The sequence below is a fragment of the Amycolatopsis sp. cmx-11-32 genome (assembly GCF_047608695.1).
Taxonomy (GTDB): Bacteria; Actinomycetota; Actinomycetes; order Mycobacteriales; family Pseudonocardiaceae; genus Amycolatopsis.
In genome coordinates, this window is the sequence record NZ_JADNQN010000003.1 from 658,696 (window position 1) to 680,280 (window position 21,585).

15 protein-coding genes and 1 pseudogene are annotated in these 21,585 nt (G+C 70.0%); 8 read left to right on the top strand and 8 right to left on the bottom strand.

What is annotated here, in order from left to right:
• The first annotated feature begins 12 nt into the window (after window positions 1–12).
• Both ACM6LR_RS11925 and ACM6LR_RS11930 read left to right on the top strand, forming a co-directional pair.
• Window positions 13–1,194, top strand: a complete 1,182-nt coding sequence (locus ACM6LR_RS11925) for an MFS transporter (RefSeq protein ID WP_414938625.1) — start codon at window positions 13–15, stop codon at window positions 1,192–1,194.
• Window positions 1,191–1,607, top strand: coding sequence for a Dabb family protein (locus ACM6LR_RS11930; protein ID WP_414938624.1), 417 nt, complete (start codon window positions 1,191–1,193; stop codon window positions 1,605–1,607). Before ACM6LR_RS11925 ends, ACM6LR_RS11930 begins: the two co-directional genes overlap by 4 nt.
• Before the next feature lie 20 nt (window positions 1,608–1,627).
• On the opposite strand, the gene ACM6LR_RS11935 is transcribed toward ACM6LR_RS11930, so the two are convergent.
• From ACM6LR_RS11935 to ACM6LR_RS11945, 3 genes are all read right to left on the bottom strand, one after another.
• A complete protein-coding gene (locus tag ACM6LR_RS11935) occupies window positions 1,628–2,485 on the bottom strand; it encodes an endonuclease/exonuclease/phosphatase family protein (RefSeq protein ID WP_414943745.1) in 858 nt (285 codons plus the stop codon).
• 346 nt (window positions 2,486–2,831) lie between these two features.
• A complete protein-coding gene (locus ACM6LR_RS11940) occupies window positions 2,832–3,848 on the bottom strand; it encodes a hypothetical protein (RefSeq protein ID WP_414943746.1) in 1,017 nt (338 codons plus the stop codon).
• 18 nt (window positions 3,849–3,866) lie between these two features.
• On the bottom strand, window positions 3,867–4,715 hold the full coding sequence (locus ACM6LR_RS11945; protein ID WP_414943747.1) for a hypothetical protein: 849 nt from the start codon (window positions 4,713–4,715) through the stop codon (window positions 3,867–3,869).
• A 118-nt stretch (window positions 4,716–4,833) separates the two neighbouring features.
• Here ACM6LR_RS11945 and ACM6LR_RS11950 point away from each other — a divergent pair, with 118 nt between their 5' ends.
• The 3 genes from ACM6LR_RS11950 (at window position 4,834) to ACM6LR_RS11960 (ending at window position 8,171) form a co-directional block, all read left to right on the top strand.
• Window positions 4,834–5,406, top strand: a complete 573-nt coding sequence (locus tag ACM6LR_RS11950; RefSeq protein WP_414938620.1) for a TetR/AcrR family transcriptional regulator — start codon at window positions 4,834–4,836, stop codon at window positions 5,404–5,406.
• Between the two features lie 8 nt (window positions 5,407–5,414).
• Window positions 5,415–6,560, top strand: a complete 1,146-nt coding sequence (locus tag ACM6LR_RS11955) for an SGNH/GDSL hydrolase family protein (RefSeq protein ID WP_414939141.1) — start codon at window positions 5,415–5,417, stop codon at window positions 6,558–6,560.
• Between the two features lie 516 nt (window positions 6,561–7,076).
• Window positions 7,077–8,171, top strand: a complete 1,095-nt coding sequence (locus ACM6LR_RS11960) for a S1 family peptidase (RefSeq protein WP_414943748.1) — start codon at window positions 7,077–7,079, stop codon at window positions 8,169–8,171.
• Between the two features lie 23 nt (window positions 8,172–8,194).
• On the opposite strand, the pseudogene ACM6LR_RS11965 reads toward ACM6LR_RS11960, so the two are convergent.
• Window positions 8,195–8,610 (bottom strand): annotated as a pseudogene (locus ACM6LR_RS11965) (LysR substrate-binding domain-containing protein).
• A gap of 62 nt (window positions 8,611–8,672) precedes the next feature.
• Here ACM6LR_RS11965 and ACM6LR_RS11970 point away from each other — a divergent pair.
• The 3 genes from ACM6LR_RS11970 to ACM6LR_RS11980 are packed head-to-tail and all read left to right on the top strand — an operon-like array spanning window position 8,673 to window position 10,640.
• Entirely contained in the window at window positions 8,673–9,026 is a 354-nt protein-coding gene (locus tag ACM6LR_RS11970) for a RidA family protein (protein ID WP_414943749.1), read from the top strand.
• Window positions 9,019–9,666: a helix-turn-helix transcriptional regulator gene (locus tag ACM6LR_RS11975; protein WP_414943750.1), complete on the top strand. Its 648-nt coding sequence runs from the start codon at window positions 9,019–9,021 to the stop codon at window positions 9,664–9,666. The genes ACM6LR_RS11970 and ACM6LR_RS11975 overlap by 8 nt, the downstream gene beginning before the upstream one ends.
• On the top strand, window positions 9,663–10,640 hold the full coding sequence (locus ACM6LR_RS11980; RefSeq protein WP_414938615.1) for a pyridoxal-phosphate dependent enzyme: 978 nt from the start codon (window positions 9,663–9,665) through the stop codon (window positions 10,638–10,640). The genes ACM6LR_RS11975 and ACM6LR_RS11980 overlap by 4 nt, the downstream gene beginning before the upstream one ends.
• A gap of 60 nt (window positions 10,641–10,700) precedes the next feature.
• On the opposite strand, the gene ACM6LR_RS11985 is transcribed toward ACM6LR_RS11980, so the two are convergent.
• The 4 genes from ACM6LR_RS11985 to ACM6LR_RS12000 are packed head-to-tail and all read right to left on the bottom strand — an operon-like array spanning window position 10,701 to window position 21,481.
• A complete protein-coding gene (locus ACM6LR_RS11985; RefSeq protein ID WP_414938614.1) occupies window positions 10,701–11,678 on the bottom strand; it encodes an alpha/beta hydrolase in 978 nt (325 codons plus the stop codon).
• A 13-nt stretch (window positions 11,679–11,691) separates the two neighbouring features.
• On the bottom strand, window positions 11,692–13,275 hold the full coding sequence (locus ACM6LR_RS11990) for an acyl-CoA carboxylase subunit beta (protein ID WP_414938613.1): 1,584 nt from the start codon (window positions 13,273–13,275) through the stop codon (window positions 11,692–11,694).
• The gene (locus tag ACM6LR_RS11995) at window positions 13,272–19,724 is read right to left on the bottom strand and encodes an SDR family NAD(P)-dependent oxidoreductase (protein ID WP_414943751.1); all 6,453 of its coding nucleotides are present in this window, start codon (window positions 19,722–19,724) and stop codon (window positions 13,272–13,274) included. The genes ACM6LR_RS11990 and ACM6LR_RS11995 overlap by 4 nt, the downstream gene beginning before the upstream one ends.
• Complete coding sequence (locus ACM6LR_RS12000) at window positions 19,721–21,481, bottom strand: fatty acyl-AMP ligase (RefSeq protein ID WP_414938611.1); 1,761 nt, start codon at window positions 21,479–21,481, stop codon at window positions 19,721–19,723. Before ACM6LR_RS12000 ends, ACM6LR_RS11995 begins: the two co-directional genes overlap by 4 nt.
• Between the last annotated feature and the right edge of the window lie 104 nt (window positions 21,482–21,585).

Below are 21,585 nucleotides of genomic sequence, written 5' to 3' on the forward strand. Positions count from 1 at the left end.
AAGGTTGGTGGCGTGACGAACCGAGCAGACGCCCTGACGCCGACGCGACCGGCCCGCGGCACCGTGCTGGCCGCCGCGACGCTGACCATCATGGCCGCGGCGATCATCGCACCCAGCCTGCCCGCGATGCGGGAAGTCTTCTCCGGTACGCCCGGCGCCGGCCTTCTCGTGCGGCTGGCGCTGACCGTGACCTCCCTCGCGATCGCGATCAGCGCGCCGCTGTCCGGGATCGTCGCCGACCGCGTCGGGCGTCGTCCGCTGCTCCTGTCCGGCCTCGTGCTCTACGCGGTCGCCGGCACGGCGGGGTTCTTCGTGAGCGACCTCTATCTGCTGCTGGTCACCCGGGCCGGGCTCGGGCTCGCCGTCGGCGGGATCATGACCGCGGTCAGCACCCTGATCACCGACTGGTTCTCCGGCCCCGACCGCGCCTCGTTCCTCGGGCTCCAGCAGGCGTTCGCGAGTCTGGGCGGCGTCGTCTTCCTGCCGCTGGCCGGGCTGCTGGCCACGGTGGACTGGCAGGCGCCGTTCTGGATCTACTCGGCGTCGGCGATCGTGGCCGTCTTCGCGATCGTCTCTCTGCGTGAACCGCACCGGAACAGCTCCACGGCGACCGAGGTCCAGCGAACTCGGCTGCCAGGACGCATCATCGGCGTGTACGTCCTGGCGCTGATCGCGACGCTGGTCTTCTACATGGCGCCGACGCAATTGCCGTTCCTGCTGGAGGGCTTCGGCAGCGGCCCCGCCGTCATCGGCGCCGTGGTCGCGGGAAGCACGCTGACCAGCGTCGCCGGTGCGCTGTCCTTTCCCCGGCTGCGCGAGCGACTGAGCCCCGCCGCGATCACCACGCTCAGCGTCGCGCTGCTCGGGTCGGGCTGGCTGCTGGTCGGTACGGCGGGCGCGGTCGCCCAGGTCGTGGCCGGGCTGCTCGTCGGCGGCTTCGGCGTCGGCTTCGTCGTCCCGAACCTCAACCTGCGCCTGGCCGAGTTCGCCCATCCCGCGCAACGCGGCCGGGTGCTCAGCGGCCTGGTCACCGGGATCTTCCTCGGGCAGTTCCTGTCCCCGCTCGTCGTCCAGCCACTCGTCCAGACCATCGGCATCGCCGACGCCTTCACCTGGACCGGCGTCGCCATGGGAGCGGGCGCGGCGATCGCCGCTCTTCTCTCGAACCGAAACCACCGAAAGGAAGCACGATGATCTACCACGGCAACCGTTTCACCCTCCGGCCCGAGGCCTCCCCGGAACAGATCGAGGAAGCTCTGGAAAGTCTCCGTGATCAGGGCCGGGTCATCCCGTCGGTGAATTCCTTCGTCGTCGGCCGCGATTTCGGCGGCGAATACGAGTGGGGCGCCGTCTTCGTGATCGAGGATCTCGATGGCTACTGGGAGTACCTCATCCATCCGGCGCATCGGAACACCGACCGGGTCGGGCTCCCGCTGGTCGACAAGTTCGCGTCGTTCGACATCACCGACGACGCGGACCCGGAGATGGCCGCGAAGATCGCCGAACTGCACCAGCGCCGCTACGACAACGACGCCGAGCTGACCAAGCTGGTCTCCGATCTCGGCGAGTACTCCGGCAGCGCCGCGCCCGGAAAGCACGGTGCCTGACCGGGCGCGAGAACTACCGGTCAGGACACCGTGAAGGAACTGAGCACGGCCAGGTGGTCCGACGGCCAGCCGGTCCCGCCGCCGAACGTGCGGGTGCTCTTGGGCGTGATCGAGCCGCCACGGTAGAAGACGAAGTCGATCCGGTCCTGCGGTTCCGGCCTGCCCTGGTTGTCCTTGACCACCGGCGACCAGGTGTCGCCAGGGTCGGCGACGGGGTCGGGCCGCAGCTTCCGGTAGGAGTCGGTGAAACCGCGCGTGGTGAACGCCTTCGTGGTCGGCCAGGCAACCTCGTAACCGCAGTGCCTTGACTTGGCGGCCGCCGTCCAGTCCTGATGGGACGGACTGTTCAGGTCGCCGGCGACGATACCGGGGCTGCTGCCCGTCCACTCGGCGATCTGCTCGGCCTGACGGCGGCGGTTCGTCTCGTCGGCGAGGATCGTGCTGAGGCCGTCCTTGTCGAAGCACGCGTTGTACGGGCCGTATTTCGTGTAGTCCAGGTGGATCGCGTAGACCCAGACACCGGCGATCTTCGCCGTGATGGCCTGCGCGCCCGTGTCGCTCCAGGACTTCCAGTCGGTGTCCTGGATCGGCAGCGCGCTGAGCACGTCGATGTCCCAGCCGGGTTCGGTGTGCTGCCAGCCCAGCGCGTCGGCGATGGCTTCGGTGGCACCGCCGCCGGTCTCCGACAACGCCACCACGTTCGCGCCCGAAGCACGGATCTGGCTCACCACCGAACCGATCCCGCCGTGCGAGCCGCGCATCCAGATGTTGAAGCTCAGCACGGTGAGGTTCGTGGCGGCGGCCGGAACCGCGGTGCCCGCCATCGTGAGCACCAGGGCGGCGAGGACGCCGGCGAGGCGGCGTGGGGCGAAGGTCACGGGATCCTGGTCTACCGGTGGGCCGACGGGAAGTCCAGCCGTCAGGCGACTGTTCAGCGACTGGACACTTCGGGTGAACGAGCCGGCGAAGGGCTTCCGGTGAGCGTTCCCGCGCGTGGGTCGTGAGTGTGGCCTGAGCTTGATCAACGGAGGATCAGGGACGTTGAGTGTCCCCGATCCTCCGTTGATCAAGCTCCAAGACCGGCGCGACCTCGTGACGATCGAGGAATCGGGACACTGAACGTCCCGATTCCTTCATCGTCAACCTCGGGGCAGGCCGGGCAAATACCGGTCCGCTCCCACGCCATCTGCCACTCACGACCCCGAGCACGTCGCCTCGCCTTCGCTAACCCGGAAGCGAGCCACTGCCATCCGGTCCGGTCACGATGACACGGAGGCTGACGTCGGCCCCGAACGGGACGGCGATGACCTGCCAGGTCTGCGGCGATCCGACGTCGATCGTGGTCGTCGCCTTCTTGACCAGGGCCGGGACGCGGTCGACGGCCATTGCTCGGAGGTCGAACCACGGCACCTGGGCGTCGGTCGGCGCGAAGACCACGGTCAGCCGCCGCTCCTCGACCACCGCGGTGATCACCCGCGAGACGTCCGCTGTCCGCGCCAGCGCGTCGATCACCCGGCGCAACTCCCCCTCGCCCAGCAGCGACTGGTCGACGGTGACCGTGGCGGAGCCCGACGAAGACGTGGTCATGCTGGACTGGATTTCTTCCGCCCGCGCGGGCGCTTCCGGCGCGAACAGTTCCGCACGGAACAAGAACAGCACGAGCGCCGCACCGAGCAGCAGGCCGAGAAGCGTGAGCCCGCCGGACAAACAGCCCTCCGGCGGCTCTTGCACCAGACTGGACTCCGGAGCGGACTCGATCGAGGCTTCGGCCACGCGGCGCTCCCACTCCGGTGACAGCCGCTCTACGATCTTCGCCTTCCACAGCCGGTCCGGCGGGTACTGGACGACGATGATGTTGCCGGGCCGGTGGTTCGGGATGTCGACCAGGTTGACGCCGTGCTGGATCTCGACGCGGTGGGTCGCCGCGCCGTCGGGGGCGACGGTGAGGACGAAGTCGACCGGGACGTCGCCCGTTTCCGTGCCACCGGCACGCAGGCTCTCGATCTTGGCGAGCGCGACCACCGGGACGACCGCCGCCTCACGAGCGCGACGCGGGGCTCCGGCGAGGTAAAGCAGGATTCCGTAGACGAGGGGAAGCCCCAGGCCGGCGATGATCAGCGGGACGTACTCGATGATGATGCCGACGACGAAGGCGCACAGTGCCGTCCCGATGACGATTCCGGCAAGGAGGCCGCGGACGAGGGCGACCGGACCGAGGCGCGCGGGTGCTGGGACAGACATGAACGTAACTCCAGACTTTCAGGCCGCGGGCAGCCAGTCACTGAGGGCGGGATAGCGCCTGAGCGCCACGAAGATCTTCTTGTCGTCGGACGGCGAAGCCGGATCGAACAGCACTTCGGCGGTCGCGATCGTGGTGTCCCGGGTACGACGGGTCACCCAGTGTGAGACTCCCGCAGCGTCGACGAAGCGCAGCGTGACGGTCGTGCCGACGACCCGGGTCCCCGATTCGTCCCCACCGAGGTGCACCTTCACGTCGACGATCTGGGCAGGCACCCGGCGGCCGTAGCCCAGCATCCAGTCCCGGTTCCGGACCATCTCGGCGTACCGGCGGGAGACCTGGATGGCGTACCACAGCACGAGGAGCGTCAGAACGAGCATGCACGCGGGCACCCACAGGTCCGCGTAGTACATCGACCATCCCCAGAATTCCCACTTTTCGTCCGTGTGGAAGACCGGGTCGACCGCGATGCCGACGGCGAGAGGCGGAAGCCACTCCCGCGACGAAACCCAGATGCCGAGGGTACTCATCGCGAACACCAGTACGACCGGGAACACCGGTCCCGACGGGCGTCCCTGGTAACGCCGCATGGCGACACTGGCGAGGCTCGCCCCGGCGATCCCGCCGAAGACGGCGAAGGTTCCCCACACCGGGCCGTACGGCGGGTCACCGTCGCCGCGGTCGTCGAAAACGCTGTCGATCGCCATCGTCCGGATCATCTCGACGAGCGAGCCGAATCCGCGCCCGGCCAGGAATCCGCAGACCAGGGCGGCGGCCGAGGCCACGATCGCGCCGACGAGCAGGCGCCGGTCTCCCCTCCAGCGCTCGATGCGGTCGCGCCGGGCCCGGGCCGGGCCCACTGTGTTCATCACGCTCACCTCCGTTCGGACCGCACTCAGCGTCCTTCAGGACGGCCGCTACCGAACCCAGGTTTGCTTCCTAAGCTTATTAGGCAAATACATAATGGACTATGCTAATGTGGCGGACATGGCACGAGCGGGATGGACCACGGAACGCGTGGTCGTGGCAGGAGCGGAGCTGGCCGACGAGGTCGGCTTCGAGCAGGTGACCCCGACGGAGCTCGCCAAACGGTGCGGCGTCAAGACGGCGAGCCTGTACTCGCATGTGAAGAACGCCCAGGAGCTGAAGACCGAGATCGCCCTGCTGGCCTTGACCGAACTCGCCGACCTGGCTTCCACGGCGGTGGCCGGGCTGGCGGGCCGGGACGCGCTGATCGCCTTGGCGAACGTCCACCGCGACTACGCCCTCGAACATCCCGGCCGGTTCACCGCCGCGAGGTTCCGGCTCGCACCGGAGCGGGCCGCCACCAGCGCGGGCGTCCGGCACGCCGAGTTGACGCGCGCGATCCTGCGCGGGTACGACCTGGCCGAACCGCACCAGACGCACGCCGTACGGCTGCTGGGCAGTGTCTTCAGCGGCTTCGTCGGCCTGGAGTCCGCCGGCGGTTTCAGCCACAGCACCCCCGGCTCGCAGGAGAGCTGGACCGAAATCCTCGACGCGCTCGACGTCCTGCTGCGCGCTTGGCCACGAACGAAATGAACGAGAAGATGCTCACGACCCCGATCACCGCCGACCTCGTACGCGGCGCCCTTGACTTGGAGTACACCGAACGCGGCGTACTCCCCCACCGGCTTCCCGCGCGGGCCCGGCAGCAGATCCCCGACGGCCAGCTGGCCATGGCGGAGTCGCAGCCGTCCGGTGTACGACTGGTCTTCCGCACCACGGCAACGCTCGTCGAGCTGGACGTCATCGCCACCAAACGGGTCTACGCGGGCGTGCCACCCCGGCCCGACGGCGTCTACGAACTCCTCGTGGACGGGCGGCTCGCGGGACGGGCCAGCGTGACCGAAGGCGACACGCTCACCATCGACATGGCCAACGGCACCACGCGAACCCGGCCCGGCCCCGTGCGGACGCTGCGTTTCACCGACCTGCCAGGGGACGAGAAGGACGTCGAGATTTGGCTGCCGCATGACGAAAGCACTCAGCTGGTCGCGTTGCGGACCGACGCGACAGTCCACAGTGCACGGCCCCGCGATCGTAAGACCTGGTTGCACCACGGCAGCTCCATCAGCCATGGCTCCACCGCGGCGACCCCGACCGGGACCTGGCCCGCCCTGGCCGCGAGGCTCGCCGGCGTTGATCTGGTCAACCTGGGTTTCAGCGGCAGCGCGCTTCTCGACCCGTTCACCGCCCGCGCCATGCGGGACACACCCGCCGACCTGATCAGCGTCAAGATCGGCATCAACCTCGTCAACTCCGACGCGATGCGGCTGCGCGCGTTCGTCCCGGCGGTGCACGGTTTCCTCGACACCATCCGGGACGGGCACCCCACCACCCCGTTGCTGGTCGTCTCGGCGATCCACTGCGCGATTCACGAGCACACCCCCGGTCCCTGCGCCTTCGAGCCCGGCGGGCTGAGCGAAGGAAAAGTGCGGTTCACGGCCACCGGTGATCCCGCCGAGACCGCCGCGGGAAAGCTGACCCTCACCACGATCCGCGGCGAACTCGCCCGCATCGTCAAGGAGCGGAGCGCGACCGACCCGAACCTGCGCTACCTCGACGGTCTCGCCCTGTACGGCGAAGCGGACCAGGCCGCCATGCCGCTCCCCGACAACCTCCACCCGGACGCGGCGACGCACCGGCTCATCGGGGAACGGTTCGCCCGGCTCGCCTTCGACGGCTGGCCCTGAGTGGCGGTTCGGGTTCAGGTCTGTGAAGGAAGTCTTCCTCGGCCACACCTTCCATTACAGGAAGGCCCCCTTCACCGCGCTAGACGCCAGGGTCTCGGCAGAGTCAGGGTTTTGCAGGTCAGGCGGCTCTTCGTCGCGGCGAGAGGCTGACGATGTAGGCCGCGCTGCTCTCGGACCTTCGCGTTGACACCAGTCGCCACTCACGACCAAGTAGCGAACCCCGTACTGCCGTCCACGGCAGGCGGCACAGAGAACGATCTCTAGGCCGGGCGTGTGAACATACCCGTGTTACGGCGCCGCTTGCTATGCGCGGATACGTCGGTAGCCGTAGCGGCGCGGTACCTATCTTTCTTCCTGTCCAACGAAAGTCGGTACCCCGCGCCGGTGGACACGGATCACCCTGATCGACACCGGATCACCGGTGCCGGGCCACCTTGGCCATGCCCGGCTACCCCACTGTGTCCAGTGCGGCCACCCTTCGCGCTGGATCCTCCCTCGCGAAAGTGAGTTCCCGGTATGCGCACAAACCCCTTAGCCCGTACCGCCACCACATTGGTGGCCGCGGCCGCGGTCATCGGCTTCCTAGCCCCGTCCACGGCCACCGCCACCACCATCGAGGGCTACTCCCCCACCGTGCAGAGTGAAGCGGTGACGTCCCTCGCTTCGGACGCCGGGATCAGCCAAGCCGCCGCCGTCGACTTCCTTCGGGCGCAGACGGCAGCCGCCGAAACGGTGCAGAAGGTCACCGCCTCCCTCGGGACCCGTGCCGCCGACGGCTACCTCGACGACTCCGCCAAGCCCGTGGTGAACGTGCTGGACCAGGCCGCCGCGGACCAGGTGACCGCGACCGGGGCGCGGGCCCGCGTGGTCAAGCACTCCAGCGCGGCGCTGGCGGGGGCACAGAACGCCTTGCAGGCGCTGCCAACGGTCGCGCACACGTCGATCGGCCTCGACCCGAAGTCCAACCAGGTCGTGCTGACCGTGTCCGACGCGGCGAAGGGCTCCGAAGCCCTCGTGAAGGCGGCTGAAGCGCTGGGCGACCGGGTCCGGGTGGAGCGGACCACCGGCGAAATGCACACCGCGATTTACAACGGTGAGGCCATCACCGGCGGCGGTACCCGCTGCTCGGTCGGGTTCAACACCAACAAGGGCGGCCAGAACTACATCCTCGACGCCGGCCACTGCACCCGCGCGGTGTCGCAGTGGAACGTCGGACCGTCGCAGGGCGCCAGCTTCCCGACCAACGACTACGGCCTGATCCGCAACACCTCCGGCAGCGGCCCCGGCGCGGTCACCCTGTGGAACGGCTCGACCCAGCGGATCGCCTCCGCCGGTTCCGCGACCGTCGGGCAGAGGATCAGCAAGAGCGGCAGCACCACCCGACTCACCTCGGGCTCGGTGCAGCGGCTGAACGTCACGGTGAACTACGCCGAGGGCTCGGTGTACCAGCTGATCCAGACCAACGCGCTGGTCAACCCCGGTGACTCGGGCGGCTGCCTGTTCTCCGGCAGCATCGGCCTCGGCATCACCTCGGGCAAGGGTGGCGGGAGCTCGTACTTCCAGCCGATCGGCGAGGCGCTGAGCGCTTACAGCGTCACGCTCAACCCGTAACATCTCCCGAAGCCGGGTCCTGGTCAGTCCGACCGGGGCCCGGCTTCCGCCTGTGCGTGGAAATGGTCGACGGTGTGGTCGCGAAAGCGTCGGGCCGCGGCGGAAAGATAGGTGTCCTCGCGCCACGCGACGCTGAGCACGCGACGGCATTCGGGGTCGTCGACCTCGAGCCAGACCACCGTCGGACTGGTGTCGGCCCGCAACCCGAGGGAAGGCACGAACGCGATCCCGAGACCCGCGTCGACGAGCTGGAAGAGCACAGCGGCTTCCTGGCCTCGCAGGCGATGCGAAGTTCGAGGTCGGCCTTCGCGAACAGGTGATCGGCGAGCGCGCGCTGCCAGTAACCGGGCCGCGCGGTGAGGAACGGCTCTCCGTCGAGGTCCGCGAGGCCGACGCGACCACGTCCGGCGAGCCGGTGGCCGGATGGCACGCACAGCATCACGGGTTCGTTGAGCAGCACCCGGCTTGGACTTTTCGTCCAAGACGTATACAGTCAGTCTCGTGAGCAACGAGCATCCGTATCCCCCGGCCTTCCGCAGCGACGACCTGGTTTCCGTATCCGGACGGCTCGGCGTGACCGAGACCGGCGACCTGGTCCCCGGCGGCTTCGACGCCGAATGCCCGCAGGCCTTCGCCAACCTCGACGCCGCGCTGCGTTCGGTCGGCGCGAGCCGGGCCGACGTGGTGAAGGTCGTCGTCTATCTGACCGACATCGCCGACCGCGACGGCCTCAACCGCGTCTACGAAGAGTTCTTCGCCGAGCCCCGGCCAGCCCGCACCTGCGTCGGAGTGGCTTCCCTTCCCTACGGCGGCACTGTCGAAGTCGAGGCCCTCGCCCGAACACGCGATGTCTGAGCAGGACGCGATCCTCGACGCGCTCGCCCCGGTCGCCGGCGGCATCGCGGCGACGCTCGGCTCGTTCTGCGAGGTCGTGGTGCATGACTTCCGCCGTCCCGAGAAGTCGGTGGTGGCGATCGCCGGATCAGTCACCGATCGCAGTGTCGGCGGGTCGATGAGCGAGATCGGCATGGGTCTGCTCGCCCGTGGCGACGACGCCGAGGACGAGCTGAACTACGTCACCCGGACGGCCTCCGGGAAGCTGGTGAAGTCTTCGACCATGCTGCTGCGTGACAGCGGCGGCTCGGTGTTCGGTGCGCTGTGCGTGAACCTCGACGTCACCGCCTTGGGCCAGCTGCGGACACTGGTCGGCGAACTCGCCGACGTCGGCACCGCCGCCGCCGAAACGCCGACCACCACCTTCGGTGACAACGTCGACGCCGTGGTGGACGCGATCGTCGACGACCACCAGCTCCGGCTGAACAAGCCCTGGGCCGCACTCAGCCGCGAAGAACGTCTCGACCTGTTCCGCAGCCTGCACGCACGGGGCGTCTTCGCCGTGCGGCGGGCCGTGCCGCTGGTCGCGGCCCGGATCGGGATCTCCCGCGCCTCCGCTTACAACTATCTCGCCGAAATCCGTGATCAAGGAGCATCATGACCGCCCCCGTGACCATCGACGACATCCGCGACGCCGCCACCCGCCTGGCCGGTGTCGCGCACCGGACCCCGATCGTGCGTTCCCGCACCCTCGACGACCTCGTCGGCGCCGAGGTCCACATCAAATGCGAGAACCTCCAGCGCATCGGGGCGTTCAAGTTCCGTGGCGCCTACAACGCCGCCTCCCGGCTCTCGCCGGAGCAGCTGGCCAAGGGCATCGCCGCGTATTCCTCGGGCAATCACGCCCAGGCCGTCGCGCTCGCCGCGCGGGAACTCGGGAGCAGCGCGGTCATCCTGATCCCGGAGGACACCCCGCAGTCCAAGAAGGACGCCACCGTCGGCTACGGCGCCGAGATCGTCACCTACGACAGGTACACCGGCGACCGCGTCGCGATCGGCGAGGCGCTGGCGGCGGAACGCGGCCTGGCGCTCATCCCGCCGTACGAGCACCCGCACGTGATCGCCGGGCAGGGCACCGCGGCGCTGGAACTGCTGGAGGAAGCCGGTTCGCTGGAGACCCTGGTCGTCCCGGTCGGCGGCGGCGGTCTCATCGCGGGCAGTTCGACCGCCGCGAAGGCCGTGCAGCCGGGCATCCGCGTCGTCGGCGTCGAACCCGCCGCGGGTGACGACACCAAACGCTCGCTGGAAGCGGGCGAACGCGTCTCGATCCCGGTGCCGAGGACGATCGCCGACGGGCAGGCCGCCGAGATCCCCGGCGAGCTGACCTTCTCGATCAACCGGAAGCTCGTCGACGACATCGCGCTGGTCACCGACGACCAGGTCCGGGACGCGATGCGGTTCGCGTTCGAACGCCTGAAGCTCGTCATCGAGCCGAGCGGGGCGACCGGTCTCGCCGCGCTGCTCAGCGGGCAGGTGGCAGTTTCGGGCAAGGTGGGGGTGATCATCAGCGGCGGGAACGTCAGCCCTGAGCGCTTCGCCGAACTCGTCGCCACCCCGCCGCAAGTAGTCCTCTAGTTGCGGTACTTGCGCTTTGAACTACCGCAACTAGAGGACTACTTGCCGTAGGGAAACAGATCAGAGTCCGAGCCCGCCCGCCAGCACCGGCCAGGAATCACGCAAGGCCCGTTGCCAATAGGGCCAGCTGTGCGTGCCGTTGCCGTAGTAGTCAACGGTCACCGGGATCCCTCTGAGCTTCAGCCGATCCGTGAAGCTCACGGAAGACGACAGCGCCGCCGGTTCGAAGAAGTCGGACTTCCCTGGCGGGTCGAGCGGGCCGGTCTTCCCGTTTCCACAAGAGACATAGAGGGCCGTGCCGCGCAGGTCGTCGACGTGATCGAAGGGGTTGTTCGCCGACCACAGCGGCCGCATTCCCCAGCTGTCGCCCCAGAGTTCGAGGTAGTTGAAGATTCCCGCGCGGGCCAGGATTCCTTGGATGAACAGGGGCGCCCCCTGGTTCAGCGTGTTCGGCACACCGCTGTAGGACGCCGCGGCGGCGAACATCCCCTTGTGCTTGAACGAATACGCGAGCGCGCCGTACCCGCCGATCGACAGCCCCGCGATCGCCCGGCGCACACCCGCGCGATAACCGCGTTCGACGAGCTGCCGTACTTCCAAGGTGTGGAAGGTGTCCCAGTCGGGAGTGCTCTTCAGTCCGAAGTTCCACCACTTCGTGTACATCCCGGCGGGTCCGCCGGTCGGCATGACGACGAGAGCGTCCTTGTCCGCGGTGAACGCCTTGACGTCAGTGAACTGGTCCCACGAGCGGTAATCGACCGGTTCGCAACAGCCGTGCAGCAGGTACAGCGCCGGCCAGGTCCGCGTGGGTTGCGCGGCCCAGCCGGTCGGGACCAGCAGGCGGACCATGCCGGTGGTGCCGAGCGCGGGCGAACTGATCTTCAGGTCGACCGTGCGCGCGTCCAGCCACGTCTCCTCGACGACCTTCGCACCGTTGTCGGCGGTGACCCTCGCGGGAGCCGCGATCGCGGGGACCGAGCTTCCGAGCAGGGCGACCACGGACAACATCAGCAGGCCCCATCGCCGCCTTCGGTTCATCACTTCTCCTCGCTCACAAAGGGATGTTTCCGTGCTTCTTGGCCGGGAGGGTCTGCCGTTTGGTCCGCAACGCGCGCAGGGCCCGCGCCACTTGCAGGCGGGTCTGCGACGGCGCGATGACCTGGTCGACGTAACCGCGTTCCGCGGCGAGGTAAGGGTTCGAATGCCGTTTGCGGTACGCCTCGGTGAGCCGCCGCTGTTCGACGGACCGCTGTTCCGGGGGCATCGCGGCCAGTTCGCGCCGGTGCAGCACCCGCACCGCGCCCTCGGCGCCCATCACCGCGATCTCCGCGGTGGGCCAGGCCATGTTGACGTCGGCGCCGAGATGTTTCGACCCCATCACCGCGTAACCGCCGCCGTAGGCCTTGCGGATCACCACGGTCACCTTCGGCACGGTCGCCTCGGCGTAGGCGTAGATCAGTTTGGCGCCGCGGCGGATGATGCCGTGCCGTTCCTGGTCCGCGCCGGGCAGGTAGCCGGGGACGTCGGCGAGGGTGAGGATCGGGATGTTGAAGGCGTCGCAGAACCGCACGAACCGCGCGGCCTTCTCCGAGGCATCGATGTCGATCACGCCCGCCTGATGCCGCGGCTGGTTGGCCACGACCCCGACCGTGCGGCCCTGCACCCGGCCGAAAGCGCAGATCATGTTGGGCGCGAAGGCACTGTGCACCTCGGTGAACTCGCCGTCGTCGACGAGGCGGAGGATCACCTCTGCCATGTCGTAGGCCTGGTTCAGCGAATCGGGCACCAGCCGGTCGAGTTCGAGATCGGCGGCGGTGAGTTCGGGAGAGGTGTCGTCGGCGTAGTCCGGGGCGGCGTCGAGGTTGTTCGACGGCAGGTAGCCGAGCAGGGTCTGCACCCAGTCGATCGCGTCCTGTTCGTCGGCGGCCCGGTGGTGGGCGTTCCCGGAGACCTCGCTGTTCACCGCGGCGCCGCCGAGTTGCTGTGCGGTGACCCGCTCGCCGCTGACCGCGTGCACGACGTCCGGCCCGGTGACGAACATGTGCGCCGTCTCGTCGACCATCACGGTGAAGTCGGTGATCGCCGGCGAGTAGACCGCTCCACCGGCACAGGGACCCATGATCAGCGAGATCTGCGGGATGACGCCGGAGGCGAGCGCGTTGCGTCTGCCGAGTTCGGCGTAGTAAGCCAGCGAGACGACGCCTTCCTGGATCCGGGCGCCGCCGGAATCGTTGATCCCGACGACCGGGCAGCCCAGTGTCATCGCCAGGTCCATCACCTTGAGGACCTTTTCGCCGAAGACCTCGCCCATGCTGCCGCCGAACACGGTGAAGTCCTGCGAGAACACGCAGATCTGCCTGCCGTCGATGGTGCCGTGCCCGGTCACCACGCCGTCGCCGTAGGGCCGGTTGGCGTCCATCCCGAACTCGGCGCACCGATGCCGGGCGAACTGGTCGAGTTCGACGAAGGAACCCGGGTCCAGCAACAGGTCGATGCGTTCGCGCGCGGTCAGCTTGCCCTTGGCGTGCTGGCGGTCGACCGCGCGTTTCTCGGCGATCCGGACGGCTTCGTCCTGCCGGGCGGCGAGATCGGCGATCCGGAACGCCGTCGTCGGAGCGAACGGGACGTCGGTCATGGCCGCACCGCCCTCGGTGCCGCGAGCCGCGCCGCGAGCGCCGCGGCGACCACCTCGACGTGCGGCGGATCGATCATCGACAGGTGGTCGCCCGGGACGCGCACGACCTCGAGATCGGCGCAGAAGGCGTCCCAGCCGAGGGCGTCGTCGGTACGCAGGTAGCGCGGGTCGAGGGTGGTGGTCAGCGGATGCGGTTCTCGCGCCCGCATCAGCAGCACCGGTCCGGCATACGGCTCCGGGTCGTAGCGTTCGGCCACCCGTGCGTCCACATAGGACTCGTATTGGTGCCGCAGCACTCCCTGGCCCATTCCGGGCACCTGCGCGGCCAGCTTGGCGATCACCAGCCGGATCTGTTCGTCGTCGCCGAGCCGGACGAGGTCCGCACGCGGGATGTCCAACGGCACGCCGTAGGTCTGCTCGACGTGCTCGGCGAACCGGTCGAACCGGTCCAGCAGGATCTCGTGCGCCGGTATCCCGGGTGCGGGCAACGGCAGGATGCTGTCGATCATGAACACGAGGTCGACCCGCTCCCCCGCCGCGGTCAGCCGCCGGGCCGTCTCGTAGGCCAGGCAACCGCCGAACGACCAGCCGCCCAGCCGGTACGGCCCCCGCGGCTGGATCTGCCGGATCACCTCGAGATAGCAGTCGGCCTTGCCCTCGACGGTGTCCTCTTCGTCGATTCGTTCGAGGCCGTAGACGGGCCTGCCCGCCGGCAGCAGGCGGACGAGTCCGTCGTAGACGCTCGTCGGGCCGCCCGCCGGATGGAACAGGAACATCGGATCGGTGCCGCCTTCGCGCAGTGGCCGGACCGGACAACCCCCGCGTCCCTCGATCCGGTCACGCAGCAGATCGGCCATCGCCGCGATCGTCGGTGTGACGAAGAGCCGGTCGACGTCGGGGACCGTGCCGAGCAGGCCGGCGAACGCCGAGCGCAGCCGCTCCGCGCCCTCGGAATCGCCTCCCACGGCGAAGAAGTCTTCGTGGACGCCGGGTTCCGTGCCGCCCAGTTCCGCCTGCCAGTGCCGGGCGACCCAACGTTCGGCCGGATCGCGGGGTCCGAGCACCACGCTCGACCCGGCGGGCCGGGCGCTCCCCCCGCCGAACCCGGCCTCTTCGGCGAGATGGTCGGCGAGTTCGGCCAGGCTGGCGCCGCGCAACAGCAGCGGAATCGGCAACGGCAGGCCGAAGTCGCGTTCCACCACGCCCCTGGCGCGCATGGCGGTCAGAGAGTCCAGGCCGAGCTGGGTGAGCGAGACGTGCCGGTCGATCTCGTCCGCGGCGAGGCCGAGCATCCCGGCGACGAGCCCGGCGAGGTAGTCGGCCAGCATCTCGCGGGCGGCTTCCGGCAGGACCGCCCGGAGTGCGTCCAGTCCGTCCCAAGTGGACGGTCCGGAATCCGGTTCCTCCCCCGGTACCAAAGTTTCGAAGAACGGTCGTTCAGCGAGACGCGGGAAGAGAGCCAGCACGGTTCCGGCGTCGACGCGGGCGATGCCGGTCGCCACGCGGCCTCGCGTCAGCACGGCGTCCATCGCCGCCAGCGCCTCCTCCGTGCCGAGTGGTTCGAGCACCGGGTTGCGGCTGCCGACGGCCGCTCCGGCCTCGCCCCAAGCTCCCCAGCCGATGGTCGCGGCCGGAAGTCCCGCCGCCCGCCGCCACGTGACGAGCGCGTCCACCCAGGCGTTCGCGGTGGCGTAGGCGGCCTGGCCCGGTGAGCCGAACAACGCGGCCGCCGACGAGTACGTCAGCCACCAGTCGAGTTCGTATCCGGCGGTCGCCTCGTGCAACCTCCAGGCTCCCAGCGCTTTCGCCCGCCAGACGGTCTCGACCGCGCCGTCATCGACCGTGACGGCGGCACCATCGGACAGCACACCGGCCGCGTGCAGCACGCCGCGCAACGGCAGACCGCCTTCCGTGGCCGCCTCGACCAACGCCTCGGCCGTCCCCGGCTCGGCGATGTCGCCTGCCACCACCCGGACGTCGGCGCCAAGTCCACGCAGATCCGCCAGCATCGGTTCGACGTCCTCGGTCGCGCCGCGCCGTCCGGAGAGGACCAGCCTGCCGGCACCGCGTCCGGCGAGCCAGTCCGCCGCCACCAGACCGAGGCCGCCGAGCCCGCCGGTGATCACGTAAGCGCCGTCGCGCACGACGGTTTCATGGACGGGTTCGCCGAGGTCCGGACGGGCGAGCACCCTCGTGTACCGGATGCCCTCGCGCCACGCGATCTCGTCGTCCGGCGCGTCCGCGCGAATCTCCGCCATTAGCGTGGCGACCCACACCCGGGCGGGATCCGGCTCGGCGTCGAAGTCGACCTGGCTCGCCCGCAGCTCTGGATGTTCGAAGGCGAGGACCCGGATCAGGCCGCGCAGCGAGGCCTGACCGGGGTCACCGCGCTCACCGGGTTCGACGGCCGACGCCCCCGCGCTGACCAGCCACAATCGCGGAGGGCGCACCGCTTCGGCCAGTTCAGCGAGAACACCGGAGAGCGTGACGACCACTTTTCCGGCCCGCATCGGGTCGGGCACGCCCGTGGTGGCGACACACGCGAGCACACCCGTCACCTCACGGGATCGCAGGAGTTTCGCCAACGCGGCCCGGTCTCCGAGCGGGACGATCGCCAGCTCGTCCCCGGACTCGGTGAGCTGCTCGCGCAACGCCGTCAGCCAAGGCCTGCCCTCGTGTTCGCCGTCGTGCAGCACGACCCAGCTGTGCGTGCCCGGTTCCGCCGCGGGAAGTTCGGCCTGCCGCCAGACGGTCTCGAACAGCAGGTCCGTCATCGGCACCGGCAGGGACGAACGCCGGAACCGCCGGCAGTAGACCTCACGGAACTCGACCAGGACGTTGTCGTGCGCGTCGACCAGCTGGACGCTGCCGACCAGGCCGTCACCGGCCGGATCGAGCGAGTCGAGCACGGCGTCGACCCGGACACCGCGGCTCGGGTCGCCTGCCAGGACGACCTCGCCGAGGGTCAGCGGCAGGAAGACACCTTCGGCCTCGTGCAGCGCGTCTCCACCGGCCGCGGCCAGCGCGTGCAGGCAGGCGTCGGCGATCACCGGATGCAGGACATAGGCGGGGTGATCGGCGGGCATGGTGATCGACGCCGATGCCCGGCCGGGCGCGGCCGAAACGCCGCGCAGCCCGCGGAAAGCGGGACCGTAGCTCTGTCCCATCCCGGCCAGCACCTGATAGAGGTCGACCGGCCGGGCGTCCTCGGCGACGGCACCGAAGGGCACCACCGTGGTATCCCCGGTACGGACGCGGGCGGTGGCGTGCCGGATCCAGCCGCCGTGCGCGGACCGCGCGTAGACGTCCACTTCGGACGGTCCTGAACCGGTGCTGAGACTGGTCGTCACCTCGGTGTGGGCGGCGAGCGGGAGCACCCGGTGCAGTTCGAGGCCACCGACGCGCAGTTGCCCTCCGGGCCGCTGGACGGCCTTGGCGGCCGCGAGCGCGAGTTCCAGGAATCCGGCGGCGGGGAACAGCGGGACCCCCATCGCCGCGTGGTCGGCAAGCCATGGCAGCACCGCGGTCCCGACGTCCGCGCGCCACAGGTGTCCACCGCCGGTCGGCAGTTCGATGTGGACACCCAGCAGCGGATGCGCGCCACCGGAACCGGGCCGGGAGGCCGCGCGCCGCGGCCAGAACCGTTCGTGCCGCCAGCGCGGGGCGGGCAACGCGACCGGGACCGGGCGGGGGCCACGGGCGTCGAGCACGCCGGGCACGCCGAGAGTGTGGAGCCGGGCGAGCGTGGTCAGGAACGCCGTCCGCTCGTCGCTCTTGCGGCTCGCGGACGGCAGCGCGAGCGCCCCGGTGCTCTGCTCGATCGCGGCCAGCGCCACCGGATGCGGCGAGATCTCCACGAACACGCCGTACCCGTCGGCGGTCGCCGCCGCCAGCGCCTGACTGAACCGGACCGGACGGCGCAGGTTCGCCGCCCAATAGTCGACGTCGAATATCGGCGTCCGCCGTGGATCGTCGAGAACGCTGCTGTAGCAAGGGATCTCGGCCGGTCGGGGAGAGAGCACGCCGAGGCCGGCCCGGAACCGGTCGAGCACGGCGTCGACGGCTTCCGAATGCCCGGCACCCCGGACCGGCAGCCGCCTCGCGAGCCTGCCGAGGCTCTCGACGTGCGAGACCAGCGCCTCGACCTGATCCGCTGCGCCGCTGACGGTGCACTGGACCGGCGACGCGTAGACGGCGATGGTGACCCCGGGGAATTCCGCTTCCAGGTCGGCCAGTTCGGCCGGGGACAGTTCGACCACGGCCATCGCGCCGTCGCCGGTCGCGTCGACCTCCGCGAGCAACCGGGCCCGGGTGGCCATCACGCGCAGGCCGTCCGCGACGTCCAGCGCCCCCGCGACGACGGCGGCCGCGACCTCGCCCATCGAATGCCCGAGCACCGCGGCCGGGACGACGCCGTGCGCCCGCCAAAGCCCGGCGAGGGCGAGGTGCATGCCGAACAACGCGAGTTGCGTCGCGCCGAGGTCCGGCAGGTCGCGCTCACCGGAGAACACCTCACGCAAGGAAAACCCGGCTTCGGCCCGGAACACCGGATCGAGTGCCTCGACCTCGGCGCGGAACGCGGGTTCGGTACGCAGCAGGAGGCGGCCCATCCCGGGCCATTGGGAGCCGTAGCCGGAGAAGACGAACACGACACCGGGCACGGGCCCGGCCTCGGCGGCGGTCAGTTCGCGCAACGCGGCGGCCGCCCGAGCACGCCCGTCGGCGACCACCGTGCCGCGCACCGGAAGATGGTCCCGGCTCCGAGCCAGTGTCGCGGCGACGACGTCCAACGGCACCGCGGCGTTGGCGGGGTCTTCAAGCCAGTCCGCCAGGTCGGCCGCCCGCGCCCGAAGTACTTCGGGCGACCGTGCCGACAGCGCGAGCACCTGCGGACCTTCGGCTTCCTTACCGCGAGCGGGGAACGACGCGGCAGGCCACTCTTCGAGTACGACATGGGCGTTGGTGCCGCCGAAGCCGAACGCGGAGATCCCGGCGCGCGCGACGCCGGAGTACCGCGGCCAGTCCGTCCCGGCGCCGACCACCCGCAGGCCGAGACCGGCGAAATCGATGTACGGGCTGGGTTCGCGATGGTGCGGGGTCGGCGGCAGCCGCCGGTGGAGCATCGCGAGGACGACCTTGATCAGCCCGGCGATCCCCGCCGCGCCTTCGAGATGACCCAGATTGCCCTTCACCGAGCCGATCAGGAGCGGGCGGCCGGGTTCGCGTCCGGTTCCGAGCACCTCGCCGAGCGCGCCCGCCTCGATCGGATCCCCCAGCGCGGTGCCGGTTCCGTGCGCCTCCACGTAGTCCACCGAGGACGGGTCGACGCCCGCGGCCGCATACGCGTCCCGCAGCAGCGCGGCCTGCGCGTCGGGACTGGGCGCGACGAGGCCGTTGGACCGGCCGTCGGAGTTCACCGCGCTGCCGCGGATGACCGCGAGCACGCGGTCCCCCGCGCGGCGGGCGGCCTTCAGCGGTTTGAGCACGACCACACCGCAGCCCTCACCGCGGGCGATGCCGTCGGCGGCGGCGTCGAAAGGCTTGCAGTGACCGTCGGGAGCCAGCACCCCGGCACGCTGGAAGGTCGCGGTCACGGCGGGCGTGAGCAGCAGGTTCACCCCGGCGGCGAGCGCCGTCCCGCATTCGCCGCTACGCAGGCTCTGCACCGCCTGATGCACCGCCACCAGCGAGGACGAACAAGCGGTGTCGAGGGTGAGGCTGGGCCCCCGCAGGTCGAACAGGTACGAAAGCCGGTTGGCGGCGATGCTCGTCGCGGCTCCGGTGGCGGACCAGACGTCGACTGCGGTGGGGTCGGTCATCGTCAGGTGGCTGTACTCGCCCGCCGAGAGCCCGACGAACACCCCGGTCCGGCTTCCCCGCAGGGTGGACGGCGGGATCCCGGCGTGTTCCAGCGCCGCCCAAGCGACTTCGAGCAGCATCCGCTGCTGTGGATCCATCGTTTCGGCCTCACCCGGCACGATGCCGAAGAACTCGGCGTCGAAGCCGGCGATGTCGCCGAGGAATCCACCTCGGCCCGGAAGCCAGTCGAGGCCGGTGTCCCAGCGGTCTGCCGGGATTTCGCGAATGCCGTCGCGTCCGGCGTCCAAGAAGCGCCAGTACCCCTCCGGAGACTCGGCACCGCCCGGCAGGCGACAGCCGACACCGACGATCGCGACCGGCTCTTCCGCACGGCTTTCCACGCTCGCGACGGCTTTACGGTCCACTGTGGACAGTCGTCCGGCGAGAGCGGTGATCGTCGGGTACTGCCACACCAGGGTCGGCGGCAGCGGACGGCCGAGGTACCGGCCAAGATCGGCGGCGAGCTCCATCGACTCCCGCGACGACAAGCCGCTTTCGTGCAGCGGGCGGTCCGGATCCACCTGATCCTCTGGCACTCCGGTCCGCTCCGCCACCCGTGTGATCAGCCAGTCACGGATCTCCGCGTTCACCCGAGCCGCCGTGCGGCCCGCAGGCCATCCACATAGGACTTCCGGCAGAGGGCGCGGCTGATCTTGCCGCTGGAGGTACGCGGAACCGCACCCGGTTCGAGGAAGACGACGTCGTACGGGCGTAGGCCGTGCGCGGCCGAAACCGCTCTCCGGATCTCCGCCGTCGCCACGGTGACGTCGTCCTGGAACCCCTTGGCCCGCTCCAGCACCACGACCGCCGCTTCACCGTCTTCGTGCTCGATCGCGAAGGCCGCGGCGGAATGCGGCCGGACCGCGGGATGCGTCTCCACGGTCTGTTCGATGTCCTGCGGGTAGTGGTTACGGCCGTCGACGATGACGAGATCCTTCAGCCTGCCGGTCATGAACAGCTCACCGTCGTAGCGCGTGCCGAGGTCTCCGGTCGCCAACCAGCCCACACCGGACTCGGGATCGACCGGCGGCAGGCCGAAGACGGCGGTGGACGCGGCGGGCCGCCCCCAGTAGCCCACGCCGACGTTCGGACCGCTGACCTGGATCTCCCCCACCCGGCCCGGTTCGACGAGCGCGCCGGTGACCGGGTCGGCGATGCGGATCCGCTGGCCTGCCGGAAGTCCGCAGGAGACGAGCGTGGTGGACACCGCGCCCGGTCCGGCGGGGATCGCGAACCCGGCGGCGAGCCGGTCGCGGTCGAAGGTGACCTGCCGCGGTGCCTCGCCCGCGTCGGTGACGGAGACGAGCACGGTGGCCTCGGCCAGCCCGTAGGAGGAACGGTGCACCTCGGGGCGCAGTCCGCACTCCGCGAAGGCGTCGTGGAACTTCGCGATGGTCGCGGGCAGGACGGGTTCGCTTCCGTTGATCAGCGAGACGACGCGGCTCAGCTCGAGATAGCTCTTCTCGTCCTCGGTCACCCGCGAAGCACTGTAGCCGTAGGCGAAATTGGGGGCCGCGCTGATCGCGCCGGGGCTGGCCGAGAGTGCCCGCAGCCAGCGGGACGGACGTTCGAGGAACGCGAGCGGGTCCATCAGGACCGAGGCCACTCCCGCCGCCATGGGCGCGCCGATGCCGAGGATCAGGCCCATGTCGTGGAAGAGCGGCAGCCAGCTGACGGTGGACGTCGCCGAGGTCTCGATCGCGTAGGCGTCGCAGGCCTGGCGGGCGTTGGTGAGCGCGTTGCGGTGGGTCAGCATCACTCCCGCCGGGGTCCGCGTGGAACCGGACGTGTACTGCAGGTACGCCAGTCCGTCCGGTTCCGGTCGCGGCCAGGAACGTTCACCGGCCGCGACCGGGGCTGGGGTGTCGACGGCGAGCACCGCGGGGCGCTCGATGTCCGTCGAGGAGAGGAAACCGGAAACGCCGTCGATTCCGTCGTCGGTCGTGAGCACGACGCGCGGCGCGCAGTCGGCGAGCACGGCGGCCAGCCTGCCCGCGTGCCCGTGGAGATCCGGGGCGAACAGGGGGACCGCGACCAGCCCGGCCCGGATCGCGCCGAGGAAGGCGACGACGTAGTCGGCGGACTGCCGGGCCAGGATCGCCGCCCGCTCCCCAGGGGTGGCGAAAGCCGCCAGCCGTGTGGCGAGAGCACCGACCCGGTCGTCAAGTTCGCGCCAGGACAGGGTGATCGCCCGGCCGTCCGAGCCGGTCCGATGGTCGAGGTAGGTCACGGCGACCTCGTCGCCGAGCCGCCGGGCCCAGTACTCCAGCAGGGTCGCGAACGACTCCCCGCCGGATGCGTCGTCCTGCCCGCGGGTGGTGACGACCGTTTCCGAAATGGTTTCCATAGCCCCTCGTTTGACGACGTGAGCAGGAGCAGGTGAATTCAGAACGGCACCGTTGCCGAAAATCGGATCCCATTCCGGAGACCGTTCTCTATCTGCCGGGAACT

Excerpts from the sequence above, each read along its gene's own strand:
- ACM6LR_RS11930 (WP_414938624.1), top strand. The coding sequence starts at position 1,191 with ATGATCTACCACGGCAACCGTTTCACCCTCCGGCCCGAGGCCTCCCCG.
- ACM6LR_RS11940 (WP_414943746.1), bottom strand. The coding sequence starts at position 3,848 with ATGTCTGTCCCAGCACCCGCGCGCCTCGGTCCGGTCGCCCTCGTCCGC.
- ACM6LR_RS11945 (WP_414943747.1), bottom strand. The coding sequence starts at position 4,715 with ATGAACACAGTGGGCCCGGCCCGGGCCCGGCGCGACCGCATCGAGCGC.
- ACM6LR_RS11950 (WP_414938620.1), top strand. The coding sequence starts at position 4,834 with ATGGCACGAGCGGGATGGACCACGGAACGCGTGGTCGTGGCAGGAGCG.
- ACM6LR_RS11955 (WP_414939141.1), top strand. The coding sequence starts at position 5,415 with ATGCTCACGACCCCGATCACCGCCGACCTCGTACGCGGCGCCCTTGAC.
- ACM6LR_RS11960 (WP_414943748.1), top strand. The coding sequence starts at position 7,077 with ATGCGCACAAACCCCTTAGCCCGTACCGCCACCACATTGGTGGCCGCG.
- ACM6LR_RS11975 (WP_414943750.1), top strand. The coding sequence starts at position 9,019 with ATGTCTGAGCAGGACGCGATCCTCGACGCGCTCGCCCCGGTCGCCGGC.
- ACM6LR_RS11980 (WP_414938615.1), top strand. The coding sequence starts at position 9,663 with ATGACCGCCCCCGTGACCATCGACGACATCCGCGACGCCGCCACCCGC.
- ACM6LR_RS11985 (WP_414938614.1), bottom strand. The coding sequence starts at position 11,678 with ATGAACCGAAGGCGGCGATGGGGCCTGCTGATGTTGTCCGTGGTCGCC.
- ACM6LR_RS11990 (WP_414938613.1), bottom strand. The coding sequence starts at position 13,275 with ATGACCGACGTCCCGTTCGCTCCGACGACGGCGTTCCGGATCGCCGAT.
- ACM6LR_RS12000 (WP_414938611.1), bottom strand. The coding sequence starts at position 21,481 with ATGGAAACCATTTCGGAAACGGTCGTCACCACCCGCGGGCAGGACGAC.